Below are 12,860 nucleotides of genomic sequence, written 5' to 3'. Positions count from 1 at the left end.
CCTTTCTGATTTAGTTAATAATTTTTCACTCATCATAAATAATTATTTATATATTATAGCCTTTAGGATGGGTTTTATGCCAAGTCCAAGCTGTTTCAATTATTGTTTCTAGATCGTTATAGCGAGGAGCCCATTTTAACTCTTTAATGATCTTTTCTGAAGATGCAACAAGTATGGCAGGATCCCCTGTACGCTTGGGTGCAACAACAGACTTAATTGGCTGGCCTGTTACCTTACGGGCAATTTCAATTACTTCTTTAACGGAAAAGCCCTTGCCGTTACCAAGGTTGTAAATTTGGCTGCTGTTATCGTTTCTAAGCTTATTAAGAGCAAGCACATGGGCATTTGCAAGATCTGTAACATGGATATAGTCCCTTATACATGTTCCGTCAGGAGTTGGATAATCAGTTCCGAATATCTTTATGTCTTCTCTTTTGCCGAGAGCCACTTGCAATATTAATGGTATTAGATGGGTTTCAGGATTGTGATCCTCTCCGATTTTGCCGCTCATATGAGCTCCTGAGGCGTTAAAATATCTCAATATTACATGCTTTATACCAAGGCAGCTGTCAGCCCATTTTAATGCTTTTTCAACAGTAAGCTTCGTTTCACCATAAGGGTTGGTAGGCAATGTCTTATCGGTTTCAAGAATGGGAATGTTTTCAGGTTCTCCATAAGTTGCTGCAGTAGAAGAGAACACAATTTTCTTAACTCCAGCTTCATTCATGGCGTTTAGAAGATTTAATGTTGATACAACATTGTTGTTGTAAAATTTAAGTGGATCGACAGTACTTTCTCCTACCTCTATATATGCCGCAAAGTGTATAACAGCTTCGATATCATTTTCTTTAAATACTTTATTTATAAATTCCTTATCTCTAAGATCACCAATTATGAGCTTTCCACCTAGTACAGATTCTTTGTGACCTCTTTCCAGGCTGTCCAATATTATGACGTCCTCTTTATTTTCCAATAATTCTGCTACTGTATGACTTCCAATGTATCCTGCTCCGCCTGTAACCAGTATACTCAATTTAATTCACTACCTTTCATACATAATATTTATATATTAAGACCAACTAATATCATAATAATACACTATAAATGTTTATTTCCGCTATTTTGCTTGTTTAAATTATAATAACATTTATTATAAAAAAATTAAACTCATTTTTTACATAACTAACACAAATAATATTACATTGTTTTAAAGTAATATTATTCGTAGTTGTTGAATTTACTGTGTTACATTAGGTATTAATCAATATTAATCACTTTTAATATTGATTAATATTAAAAAATATATATAATATATTAAAAGTGTTATCAATTAATACATTGGAGGAGCATATGGCTGATATAATCGGGCAATTAACCAAGGAGTTCAATTTAAAGCTGTTTCAGGTTCAAAACACGGTTAAGCTTATTGATGAAGGTAATACAATTCCTTTTATAGCAAGGTATAGGAAGGAAGTTACAGGTGAGCTGAATGATCAGGTTTTAAGGGAGCTTTATGAAAGGCTTGTTTACCTTAGAAATCTCAAAGCAAGAAGGGAAGAGGTAAAAAGACTTATTGATGAACAAGGGAAATTGACTGATGAATTGGCAAATGCCATAGCAAAAGCAAATACGGTGCAGGAAATTGATGATATTTACAGGCCTTTCAGACCAAAAAGAAGGACAAGGGCTACAGTAGCTAAGGAAAAAGGTCTTGAGCCTTTAGCTGATATTATTTTTGAACAAAGAATAATGGATAGACCTATTGATGATATAGTAAAACCTTTTATAAATCCGGAGAAAGAAGTGAATACCGTAAATGATGCATTAAATGGGGCTATGGATATAATTGCGGAGAATATTTCAGACAATGCAGCATTCAGAAAATCAATCAGGGATATTTTCTTCCAATCGGGAACAATTATTTCCCAAGCCAAAAAGGAAGAGGAATCAGTTTATAAAATGTATTATGATTTCAAAGAACCTGTGCAAAAGATTGCAAATCACAGGGTATTGGCTATAAACAGGGGAGAAAAGGATGAGTTTTTACAGGTAAAAATCTCTGTACCGGAAGAGCTCCCTATCAATTACCTGAAGGCACATACCGTTAAAAAAACAAAATCTGTAACATCCAACTATGTTGAAAGGGCAGCCGAAGATTCCTACAGCAGATTGATTTTTCCATCAATTGAGCGTGAAGTGAGGAATGAGCTTACAGATCGTGCAGAAGAACAAGCTATGAAGGTCTTTGCGGCAAATCTTAAGAATTTACTGCTTCAGCCTCCGGTAAAGGGCAAGGTCGTTCTTGGACTTGATCCAGCTTATAGGACAGGCTGTAAAATCTGTGTTGTTGATGATACAGGAAAGGTTTTGGCGACTACCGTTGTCTATCCCACACCGCCTCAAAACAAGACAGAGGAAGCAAAAAAGGTTCTTAAGCACTTAATAGAAAAGCATAATGTAGATATTATTTCAATAGGCAACGGAACAGCATCAAAGGAATCCGAAATATTCATATCGGAGCTTTTGAAAGAAATTGACAAAAAAATATATTATATGGTGGTCAGTGAGGCAGGTGCTTCTGTTTATTCCGCATCCAAGCTTGGAGCAGAGGAGTTTCCTGATTTTGATGTGGCATTAAGAAGTGCAGCCTCAATCGCCAGAAGGCTCCAGGACCCGCTTGCCGAGCTTGTTAAAATTGACCCCAAATCAATAGGAGTTGGTCAATATCAGCATGATATGAATCAGAAAAAGCTTGGAGAATCTTTGGGCGGGGTGGTTGAAGATGCTGTTAACAGTGTAGGAGTTGACCTTAATACTGCATCACCGTCACTTCTTTCGTATGTATCAGGAATAAACGGTACAGTAGCGAAAAATATAGTTGAATATAGAGAGCAAAACGGAAAGTTCACTAAAAGACAGGAGATAAAAAAGGTTAAGAAGCTTGGAGACAAGGCTTTTGAACAATGTGCAGGGTTTTTAAGAATTCCGGACGGAAAAAATATATTGGATAACACAGCTGTACATCCCGAGTCATATGATGCTGTTTTAAAGCTGTTAAAACTTACAGGATTTGCCTTGGATGATGTGTCTAGCGGCAACCTTAAGGGGTTAAAAGAGGAAGTAAGTAAAAGAGGAGTTACAAACATAGCAGAGGAAATTGGTGTTGGTGTTCCTACTTTAAGAGACATAATGGATGAACTTCTAAAACCCGGACGTGATCCGAGAGATGAGCTTCCCAAGCCGGTTTTATTGACTGATGTATTGGATATTGAGGACTTGAAGCCTGGAATGATACTCACAGGTACAGTTAGAAATGTTGCCGATTTTGGTGCTTTCGTTGATATAGGTGTACATCAGGATGGACTTGTCCATATATCGGAATTATGTGACAGATATGTAAAAAATCCAATGGAAGTTGTTGCAGTGGGAGATATTGTGAAAGTAAGGGTTTTATCTGTAGAAGTCCAGAGAAAGAGGATTTCACTGAGCATGAAAAATATTTAGTAATGATAAATTATATATAATGATCTTGATACTTTGATGAAATAAATATAAAATTGAATTATGTATTAGCAAATAATTAACTGGTCAATGGGGCATTTCAAAAAGCTGAATTGATGATATTCCATAAAAAATACTTGAATAATGTGTTTTTTGAAATGCCCTTATGTAAATATGTTAAAAATCTAGTCGCTTTTAAAAATATTATTGCGTACGAGAAAACTACGGGGTCAAAGAGGTAAAGAAGTGTTTAAAAAATTTATCCAAAACCAAAAGGAAGTCTTCACAATACTTACAAGTAAGTCAGGAATAATAATTTTAATTGCAGTGCTGTTATTTTTTCTACTAAATGCATTAAAAGTAACACTTTTCAATTACTATATTATTCCTACCCAAACGGCAGATGCATTCAAGAATAAATTTATTATGTCATTTGTCGTAGTATTCCTTTCTTATGTATTAGTTTTGAGCTTCAAGTCAAGGTTCATGTTTATACTGGCTTACCTTATACAGATAGTTTACATATTAGTTAATTTTTCATACTATCTGTATTATCACAGCTATCTAAACGTTATGCAATTTATATCGCTTTTCAGTGAGGGGTTTGAAGCTGCTAAGAATTCATCTGCCCCGTTGAGCTTTAAGATGTTAATTGCTTTTATTGATGTGCCTGCTTTTTTATTTATTGCTTTTAATTATATTAAAGTACGTGAATTAAGAAAAAAATTACTCCTGTACAGAATAGTTGCTGTACTAGTCACAATAGCGGTTATTGTTCAAGTACAGATTACTTATTATAACAATAAAAACTTTATCACTACTCTAATGAGCGACAAGTTTAAAGGTGAGTCACCAATAGTCCAATGGTACGGAACTGTGGCTAATAGTCTAGTAAATGTTTGGATTAAAAGCAGTGAAAACCAGTTTATTAAACAATTTGTATATGGCAGCCAGATGATTAAAGACGACAATTCATTGGAAAACCCCAATTTTGTACTTATACAGGTGGAGGCTATGGATTCCATAATCGTAAATACAAAGTACAAGAATCAATATATAATGCCATACCTTAACTCACTGGCCAACAAAAATATTTATTACCCTTATGTAATGAGCTATCATAAGGGGGGAGGCACTTCAGACAGTGAGTTTTCAATAATTAACAGTATAGAGCCTTTAGATGAATTTCCATCTATCAAGCTATCAAATTACAAGTATAATAATTCCATGCTAAAAAAGCTGAAGGATGGATACTATACTAACGTTGCGTTTCACGGGAACACAGATGTTTTCTTTAACAGGGATTCAGCATTTCCTAAAATGGGATTTCATGAATTTTATGATATTGATAAAATGGGTTTAAAACAAAAAGGGTGGGGAGCACCTGATAAGGATCTGTTTAAATTTGCTTCAGAAACCATAAAGAAACTGGAAGAGCCATACCTTGCATATGTAATAACTATGACAAGCCATACGCCTTTTTCCAATGTTAATCGTTATTTTAGTAAAAGCATCTATGACGATATAGAAATTCAGCTAATTAAAAACTATTTTAACTCAATGTCATATGTTGATCAATGCATTAAAAATTTTGTTGAAGAAATCAGAAATGATGATACCTATATTTTAATATACGGAGATCATGCTCCTAACCTTTATTCAAATTTATACTGGCAAGGTTCTTTTAAAGAAGACGACAAACATTTTGAATTTGTACCATTGATTATAATTACTCCTGATAATAAAAAATTTAAAAATGAACGTGAAGCAGCATCATTTTTAGATATTGCTCCAACAGTTCTTAACAATTCAGGTATTTCTTTTAAATTAAAGACAGATGGTCGCGATTTAATTGATCCGAACAGTGAGTCTAAAGACATCCCGTTTAAAGGAAGCAAGTATGATAGGTCGTATCTGGTAGAAAAAATTAAAAAGAGATAAACCTTATAAATCCCTTGTTGAGAAGCTTTACTGAAAATTATCCGTATGATATAATAATTGAGTTGTTTTAACTGTTTTATTTGTGCGAAAGAAGGTATGGATTATGAAGGTTTTGGGTAAGGCTGTGCAATCAATTATAAGGCGGCCTTTTATATTGGTGTATTTTGGATTTATTGCTTTAGTATACAGCATTATAGATTCAAGAAATCCACTGACAGCTCTTTTAATGGGATTTAACAGGTTGGGTAAGGGCGATTTTCTGGATATGATCATTTATTCCATTCAGATTTTATTAAATATTATGATGAATCCTGGAACGGCATTGAAGGCACTGATTGGTTTTATATTGATTTTATTGTTTGCGTCTATATTGATAGGTCTTATTTTTAGCGGTTATTTCAATGTAATCAATAATGCTGTCGGAAAAAAGGAAAAATACAAAGGTGAATTCCTGGAAGGAATAAAGAAATTTTTCTTAAGAATATCATTTGTTTCTTTAAGGGCAGTTTTGGTTAGTATTATTGTTCTGATTGTTACTTTAGTTGCATCGGTTCCTGCTGTTATAATCACAAAATCTTGGCTTTCAGGTAGAGCGGATTTAACAGTAGTTGCAGCTTTTGTTGATGTAATTACCATAGGTGTTATTTTTCTCATTTTTATGTTTTACAGTACATATATCAGTTTCTGGTTTCCTGCATCAGTAAATAACAGTAGGAGATGGTTTCTGACAGGTAAGGAAAATGCGGATAAGTTTTTTTGGAAAATTTCTGTTAGGTACATAGTATTTATAGTTGTATTTATGGTTTGTCATTTTTTCCTCGCCAAAATTAATGTCAATTCCGCCGATGCTGATTTCGCCATGAACATAAAGAAATTTGCTGGCTTTATAGCTAATTGGGTTTTCAATACTTTGTTTTTTGGTTTTTTTATAACATATGTGTTTTCTGTATACAAAATTGCAGAAAGTTATGTTCCGCAAGATGTGGAGTATGAATAAATCCTACGGATTTTGCAATAGGGCATTTCAAAAAGCTGAAATGCCCCTTATTTATTCATTCTAATTTCTTTCAAATCCCGCTAATAATAGATATATAAGGATTATAAGAAGTATTTCATCTTCTATTGACTCCTCTATCAACAAAAAAATTGTGCCTAGTATAATTATCTCTTCAATACCAATATTGTTATGTAAAAATTGTAGTGGCGATGGTATGTTTTTATTCCATCTCCTGCCTTGATTTTGGCAGGGGCTTTCGGAGTCTAAATTAGGAAGCGGAATATCTTTAAGTTCCTGCGGCAAACTATCTTCATGATATTCATTATCAAAGGTGCTTTTTTGCTTTGGCCCTGGATAAGTGAATCTTATGTTGGTAGGAGGCTTTTTTCTGTAAATCATTTCAATACCCTCCTCCTATAAAAAGCTTTTATCGGTATCATCCATCAACTTCGACAAATTATACATTTGCAGCAGTTTAATGCAAGTTCCGAGTTTTTTTTGTCTATTGTTGTTAAGAAAAGGCTTCATTGAATAGAGGAGGTTAATTCTTGGATCATCCTTAGTATTGATCTTATCAAATATTTTTTTTGCCCTGCTAAGCATTTCCATGTTTTCTTCCATTTCACTGTGGCTTCTGCTTTCATTTCTTATTGGCTCGGAAGGCAGTTCTTTAGGGGCCTCTTTTTCATTTGATTTATCTGATCCAGCTAGAAGAGTAAGAAGCCCCTTTACATTATCAGGAAGGTTTTCCTGGCCTAATATATCAGTAATTTGCCTAATTTTCTTGTTAAGGTCATCGCTCATCCAATGTTCCTCCTAAAGAGCTTTTGTATAAGTATATTCAGGATTTGTTTATTAATTCCTTAATTCTACTTATAATTTCATCTCCACGGTCACCTATGAGTGCAGATAATTTGGAGAGATCCTCCTCATTAATCCTTTTGCTCAGTTCATCTTTATTGAGGTTCAAGGATTTGAGCTTGGAATCATCAATCTCATTTATTTTACTTAAGAGTTCTTCTTTATCAACCTTGTTAAGTTTTTTGGCCAACTCTTCAGCATCTCCTTTTTGAAGCATATCCATGGCGGCAGAAAGCCTTGCCTGCAATACCTTTTCATCCATCTTGCCAAAGAGTTCGCTCAGTTTTTTATTGAATGGATTATTCATAATCATCAGCCCTTTCCATTTAACTATATTTGTAATAAATGAATATAGATCCATTTATGTTACAATTTATTATATTAGGAACTAACAAATTATATTTAGGCATGATTGAAATATTACTTCCTTTTGAGCGTGTGTTCACGAGTTAAGTAAGCACGAAAGGGAAATTATACGGGAAGTTATATTTTCAACATGCCTAAAATGGTTAATCTTTACATTTTAATATAACAAATTGTTAATTGGGCACTATAACTATACTTAATAAAACAATAGTAAAAATACTAATATAAAGAATAATATTGAACTGTCTTTATTTGTTGACTTTATAGAGCATCCTATTTTGTGGGTTCTTAAGAAACTGTCATCGTAAAAAAGCAGTAAAAAAATGATTATAAAAAATAACAGCTCAGTGTTGGAATCTTTAGATTTATATGAAGTCATTAAAATCACTCCCTTATAGTGACTTGTATATTTACATAATATTATGAAAGCTAAAAAAATGTTACACTTTATTTAATATGGTGGTAAAATATTTATAATACAAATAAAACGGAAGTGATTTTTAAATCATACCTTAACTGTTTTTAAGATACACTATGGAGGATAATAGAATGTATGATGTTATTATAATCGGAAAGGGTCCTGCTGGAATATCAGCTTCCCTATATACAATAAGAGCAAATCTGAAAACACTCATTATAGGTATGAATGAAAGTGCTCTTGCAAAGACGGAAAAGATAGAAAACTATTATGGCTTTTCAGAACCTATAAGCGGACAATACTTATTAAAGCAGGGAGTAGAACAGGCCTTAAGGCTTGGAGGAGAAATTGTTGAAGATGAAGTTATTGAAATCAAAAAGGATGAGAACTTTTTGGTTACAACGGCTAAAAGACAGTTTTCTGCTAAAGCAGTTCTGATGGCAACCGGACAAAAACAAAAGAAAATAAACATCAAAAACTTAAAGGAATTTGAAGGGAATGGAGTCAGTTATTGTTCCACATGCGATGGATTTTTCTATAATGATTTAAAGGTTGGAGTCCTTGGGTATAAGGATTATGCAGTACATGAGGCTTTGGAACTTCTGGCATATACAAAGGATATCACAATTTTTACCAATGGTTTTGCTCCTGAATTTTCAAAAGAATTCCAGAATGAGGCAAAAAAGTTTAATATGAATAAAAAGCCGGTTGTAAGCATTGAAGGCAAGGATTTTCTGCAAAGGATAGTATTTAATGATGGTGATCAGAAGAACATTGATGGTCTGTTTGTTGCATATGAGAGTGCTTCAAGTATCGACTTCGCAAGAAAACTTGGGGTTCTTACCCAGGATGGCTCCATTCTTGTGAATTCCGATATGCAGACTAATATAGACGGGTTATTTGCCGCCGGTGACTGCACGGGAGGATTCAAGCAAATAGCTACTGCGGTAGGACAGGGTGCTTTAGCAGGAAGAAAGATAATTGAGTTTGTAAGGAATACCGCTTCCTGATTTTGTATGTCTAGGAAATTAAGGTGTATTCTACACCAAAACTTCCCACGACAACGATTAAGGTTGCAAAATCATTTCCTGATTTTGTTCTTGAGATTGGATTATTGCTATGATAATATTATCTTATATATAAAAAGTTTTATTGAGTTTTACATTGGGTAGTATTTCAATTAAATCTCCTCGGAGTTGATTGGTATGAAGTTTGAGGAAAAAGACTACAAAAAATCAATTTGTACTTTAGTGCTGTTTTGTATACAAGCATTTATTTAAATCTGTATAAAAGGCTCTGTGATTAAATTTCACAGAGCTTTAATAATTTGGTTAAGCCTTGATATAAAGGAGGGATATTCCACGTGTTGCATGAGGATTTACTAATAATTGATGACAAAACGGTTTTTAGGGGATTAAACAGTGACTATCTAAATTTTAACCAGGTATACGAAAGCATAATCAATTTTATAAAGTCGGACATAAATAGCTTGTATAAAATTTCTATCGGTACAGACTCGCAGGTTGGAAGTCATACGGTATTTGTGTCTTGTGTTCATGTTCACAGAGTAGGAAGGGGTGCAACCGGCTTTCTGCACAAAACTGAATATCCGAGAGCTATTACTAATTTAAGAGAGAAAATATACTTGGAAACATGTTTAACTTTGCAGTTGGCGTATATGTTTAATGAAGAAAAGATTCAAAACATTAGAAAAGCGGTTGGAAGTGATAATGTTTCGTTTGAATTCCATATAGATATCGGTACTCGGGGAAAGACGAAATCATTGATTAATGAGATGGTGGGAATGGTTAAGGGGTTGGACTTTGTTCCGAAAATCAAGCCTGATAGTTATTGTGCAAGCCATTTTGCAGACAAATATACAAAAGCTATTTGAAATCCATGGATAAACTATGCTGATGGTAAATGTTATGGTATAATACTATCCGTTGGAATATTATTTCTAAACGGAGGTTAGTGGTGTGGAAGATTTAAAAAAATATGAAGAAAAAGCTGAAAAGTTAAAAGTCATTTCTCATCCTCAGAGGTTATGCATCGTTAAAGGGCTGATTGGAAACAATTGCAATGTTACAAAGATTCAGGAATGCCTTGGTTTGCCTCAGTCTACAGTTTCTCAACATATTGCTAAGTTAAGAACAGCTGGAATAATTGAAGGAAAAAGAAATGGGTTGGAGGTCTGTTATAAAGTTGTAGATGATGAAGTGGTGGACATCATTAATATTCTATTTAATTCCTCTAAAGATATTTGTGATTAGGAATGACTTAATTTAGATATAATGATTAAACGGAGGTTGAATCTTGGATAATAAATTAATTGCTAAAACAATTGATCATGCAGTATTAAAGCCAGATGCTACAGATGCTGATGTAGAGAGAGAATGTAATATTGCATTGAGATTTGATGTAGCGTCTGTATGTGTGAAGCCGTGCCATGTTAAGCTGGCACATAGCTTTCTAAAAGGTTCAGATGTAATGGTAAGCACGGTTATCGGTTTTCCGCATGGTGGAACAACAACGGCATGTAAGGTGGCTGAAGCTTTTGAGGCTATTGAACATGGTGCTTTAGAGCTTGACATGGTAATAAATATCGGAAAGCTTCTATCAGGTGATTACATTTATGTCAAAAATGATATTGAAGCGGTGGCAAAGGCGGCACATTCAAAAAATGTAATTTTAAAAGTAATAATTGAAACCTCATTGCTTGACGATGAGAATAAAAAAATTGCCTGCAGGCTTTCAGAGGAAGCAGGAAGCGATTATGTGAAGACATCAACCGGATTTAACGGCAGTGGGGCAGCACCAAATGATATTGTTCTGATGAAGAATGTTGTAGGGCCTCATATTAAGGTTAAAGCTTCTGGAGGTATAAAAACACTGGATCAGGCAATTGGATTTATTGAGTTGGGGTGCCATAGATTAGGTACAAGTTCCACAGAACAGATACTTACAGGTGTTGATAAGCAAGATAAAAGTCTGTATTAAGGTATGATTAATAAATTTAGTTATTCCTAAATGAATATCACAAGAATGGTCGGCATAGAAATATTCTATAAAGAATAATTTGCGAGGTGCCGGACAGTGCGAAAAACGTTAAGTATCATCATATGCTGTTTATTTATTGTATCAGTGTTTGTTGGGTGTGGTATTTTACAGAAGCTTGGAATTGAAAAGGATGGGTCTGATGAATTACAGCCTGCAAGCAGTGTTGCTATAGGTGAGGAAGAAGCGAAAAAACTTTCCGATAAAGTACCCATTCACCTGTATTTTGCAAATGAAGACAGTTCCAAGCTAAAGCTTGAAGTAAGACATATTCCAATTAGTGAAGCCAAAAAAAGTGTAAATAATCTGGCTGGTATTGTTGTTAAAGAGCTTATCAATGGACCTACCAAAAAGGGATTAAAAGCTACCATACCTGAAGATACAAAACTGATAAAAAGCAGTGTGCCTATTAAATCAGGAGTAGCTACTGTTAATCTATCCAAGGATTTTGTCGATAAACATCCAGGCGGAAAGGAAGCTGAGAGGCTGACAATTTATTCAATTGTTAATTCATTGACAGAGATAAAAGATATCCAAGAGGTTAAATTTTTAATTAATGGTAAAGTGTGTGAGACATATAAGGGATTCTTTAAGTTTGATGCAGCTTTTCCGAGAAATGTATCAATTATAAGCAATGAGGTTACATCTGATTCAGAAACTGCAGAAAGTTCCAGCGATTTGGGAGCATCCTCTTCAGATAATGATAGCATTGCTGACAAAGATAAATTAGACAATAATGATCCAGAAAAAGATAAAGATAACCAGAATAAATCCGAAACAAGTAAAAATGACCCGAATAAGGATAAAGACAATTCAAATAAGGATAATTCTGATAAAGATAAATCTGTTAAAGATAAATCAAGCAAAGATTCAAGTAAGGAGAATAATTCTAAAAAGTCTGGTTCAGGACTTGATATGGAGGAGTCAGATCAAAGCTTTAGCAGTGATATGTCAAATATTACTGTGGATTCCGATGGTACGATTTTAGAATAATATATTAAGGGATGCAGCAAAACTCTTCTTGGGTGCATCCCTTTTTGACGTTTGATTTTAATTGCTAAGATGGCTCCAGCTGCCTATTTTCGATGTTTCTTCAAGGCCTTGGGCAAGGAGTTCCAAAAATTCAGATCTTTTTATATTAATTGCACCTAATGATTCTAAATGCTGTGAATATATTTGACAATCAATTAAAGAAAAATTGATTGTTTCAATTAACTTTATAAAGGCTGTTTTAGAAGCATTATCCATAATTGAGAACATGGATTCACCAAAGAAACAACTTCCCATTGATAATCCGTATAAACCGCCTACAAGCTTATCTTCGTACCAGGTTTCGACTGAATGAGCTATTCCAAGCTTATGCAGGGTACAATAGCTTTCAATCATATCATTGTCGATCCAAGTGTCATCCTTGCGTGTATATCCGCAGTTTGTAATAACATCTTTAAAGCATGTGTCAAAGGTTACTTTGTAATAGCCTTTTTTTAGGAATTTTTTCATGGACTTCGATACTTTGAGGTCCTTTGGAAAAAGTACAAAACGTGGATCGGGAGACCACCACAACACCGGCTTTTCGGAATACCATGGAAATATGCCGTTTTCATAAGCAAGACAAAGCCTTTCACATGATAAGTCACCTCCAACTGCTAGCAAACCGTCTTCGTTTGATAGTGAAGGATGTGGAAAAACAAGTTTATTTGATAGTAGATAAACTGGCAT

General features: G+C 34.1%; 13 protein-coding genes. 8 read left to right on the top strand and 5 right to left on the bottom strand.

Annotated features, from left to right (window positions below; all coding sequences use genetic code 11):
* Positions 1-46: 46 nt before the first annotated feature.
* Complete coding sequence (galE, locus tag Bccel_RS11435) at positions 47-1,033, bottom strand: UDP-glucose 4-epimerase GalE (RefSeq protein ID WP_036941627.1); 987 nt, start codon at positions 1,031-1,033, stop codon at positions 47-49.
* Positions 1,034-1,350: 317 nt separating this feature from the next.
* Between galE and Bccel_RS11430 the strand changes: the two genes are divergently transcribed.
* From Bccel_RS11430 to Bccel_RS11420, 3 genes are all read left to right on the top strand, one after another.
* Positions 1,351-3,504: a Tex family protein gene (locus tag Bccel_RS11430; protein ID WP_036941630.1), complete on the top strand. Its 2,154-nt coding sequence runs from the start codon at positions 1,351-1,353 to the stop codon at positions 3,502-3,504.
* 243 nt (positions 3,505-3,747) lie between these two features.
* Positions 3,748-5,442, top strand: coding sequence for an LTA synthase family protein (locus Bccel_RS11425; protein WP_050753391.1), 1,695 nt, complete (start codon positions 3,748-3,750; stop codon positions 5,440-5,442).
* A 103-nt stretch (positions 5,443-5,545) separates the two neighbouring features.
* A complete protein-coding gene (locus Bccel_RS11420) occupies positions 5,546-6,439 on the top strand; it encodes a hypothetical protein (RefSeq protein WP_036941631.1) in 894 nt (297 codons plus the stop codon).
* A gap of 60 nt (positions 6,440-6,499) precedes the next feature.
* Here the strand turns inward: Bccel_RS11420 and Bccel_RS11415 are convergent, their stop codons facing one another.
* The 3 genes from Bccel_RS11415 to Bccel_RS11405 are packed head-to-tail and all read right to left on the bottom strand — an operon-like array spanning position 6,500 to position 7,607.
* The gene (locus tag Bccel_RS11415; protein ID WP_036941634.1) at positions 6,500-6,838 is read right to left on the bottom strand and encodes a hypothetical protein; all 339 of its coding nucleotides are present in this window, start codon (positions 6,836-6,838) and stop codon (positions 6,500-6,502) included.
* Between the two features lie 15 nt (positions 6,839-6,853).
* Positions 6,854-7,243 (bottom strand): hypothetical protein, encoded by a 390-nt coding sequence (locus Bccel_RS11410; protein WP_036941637.1) that lies wholly within the window; start codon positions 7,241-7,243, stop codon positions 6,854-6,856.
* A gap of 37 nt (positions 7,244-7,280) precedes the next feature.
* Complete coding sequence (locus tag Bccel_RS11405) at positions 7,281-7,607, bottom strand: hypothetical protein (RefSeq protein WP_036941640.1); 327 nt, start codon at positions 7,605-7,607, stop codon at positions 7,281-7,283.
* 608 nt (positions 7,608-8,215) lie between these two features.
* Here Bccel_RS11405 and Bccel_RS11400 point away from each other — a divergent pair.
* The 5 genes from Bccel_RS11400 (at position 8,216) to Bccel_RS11380 (ending at position 12,134) form a co-directional block, all read left to right on the top strand.
* Positions 8,216-9,094 carry an NAD(P)/FAD-dependent oxidoreductase gene (locus tag Bccel_RS11400; RefSeq protein WP_036941643.1) on the top strand — a complete coding sequence of 293 codons (879 nt, stop codon included), beginning with the start codon at positions 8,216-8,218 and terminating at the stop codon, positions 9,092-9,094.
* Positions 9,095-9,447: 353 nt separating this feature from the next.
* On the top strand, positions 9,448-9,978 hold the full coding sequence (locus tag Bccel_RS11395) for a ribonuclease H-like YkuK family protein (protein ID WP_050753390.1): 531 nt from the start codon (positions 9,448-9,450) through the stop codon (positions 9,976-9,978).
* Positions 9,979-10,063: 85 nt separating this feature from the next.
* Positions 10,064-10,357 carry an ArsR/SmtB family transcription factor gene (locus Bccel_RS11390; RefSeq protein WP_036941646.1) on the top strand — a complete coding sequence of 98 codons (294 nt, stop codon included), beginning with the start codon at positions 10,064-10,066 and terminating at the stop codon, positions 10,355-10,357.
* 43 nt (positions 10,358-10,400) lie between these two features.
* Positions 10,401-11,084 carry a deoxyribose-phosphate aldolase gene (gene deoC, locus Bccel_RS11385; RefSeq protein ID WP_081926914.1) on the top strand — a complete coding sequence of 228 codons (684 nt, stop codon included), beginning with the start codon at positions 10,401-10,403 and terminating at the stop codon, positions 11,082-11,084.
* A 96-nt stretch (positions 11,085-11,180) separates the two neighbouring features.
* On the top strand, positions 11,181-12,134 hold the full coding sequence (locus tag Bccel_RS11380) for a GerMN domain-containing protein (RefSeq protein WP_050753389.1): 954 nt from the start codon (positions 11,181-11,183) through the stop codon (positions 12,132-12,134).
* Between the two features lie 57 nt (positions 12,135-12,191).
* Here the strand turns inward: Bccel_RS11380 and aat are convergent, their stop codons facing one another.
* Entirely contained in the window at positions 12,192-12,860 is a 669-nt protein-coding gene (gene aat / locus Bccel_RS11375) for a leucyl/phenylalanyl-tRNA--protein transferase (RefSeq protein ID WP_036941654.1), read from the bottom strand.

The organism is Pseudobacteroides cellulosolvens ATCC 35603 = DSM 2933 (genome assembly GCF_001262605.1).
Lineage (GTDB): Bacteria > Bacillota > Clostridia > Acetivibrionales > DSM-2933 > Pseudobacteroides > Pseudobacteroides cellulosolvens.
The sequence above is the reverse complement of the archived record's forward strand: the minus strand, read 5'-3'. Positions and strand labels throughout refer to the sequence as shown.

What these genes read in the sequence shown, in the direction of transcription:
- Bccel_RS11430 (WP_036941630.1), top strand. Translation starts at nt 1,351, where the DNA reads ATGGCTGATATAATCGGGCAATTAACCAAGGAGTTCAATTTAAAGCTG.
- Bccel_RS11420 (WP_036941631.1), top strand. Translation starts at nt 5,546, where the DNA reads ATGAAGGTTTTGGGTAAGGCTGTGCAATCAATTATAAGGCGGCCTTTT.
- Bccel_RS11415 (WP_036941634.1), bottom strand. Translation starts at nt 6,838, where the DNA reads ATGATTTACAGAAAAAAGCCTCCTACCAACATAAGATTCACTTATCCA.
- Bccel_RS11410 (WP_036941637.1), bottom strand. Translation starts at nt 7,243, where the DNA reads ATGAGCGATGACCTTAACAAGAAAATTAGGCAAATTACTGATATATTA.
- Bccel_RS11405 (WP_036941640.1), bottom strand. Translation starts at nt 7,607, where the DNA reads ATGAATAATCCATTCAATAAAAAACTGAGCGAACTCTTTGGCAAGATG.
- Bccel_RS11400 (WP_036941643.1), top strand. Translation starts at nt 8,216, where the DNA reads ATGTATGATGTTATTATAATCGGAAAGGGTCCTGCTGGAATATCAGCT.
- aat (WP_036941654.1), bottom strand. Translation starts at nt 12,860, where the DNA reads ATGCCAGTTTATCTACTATCAAATAAACTTGTTTTTCCACATCCTTCA.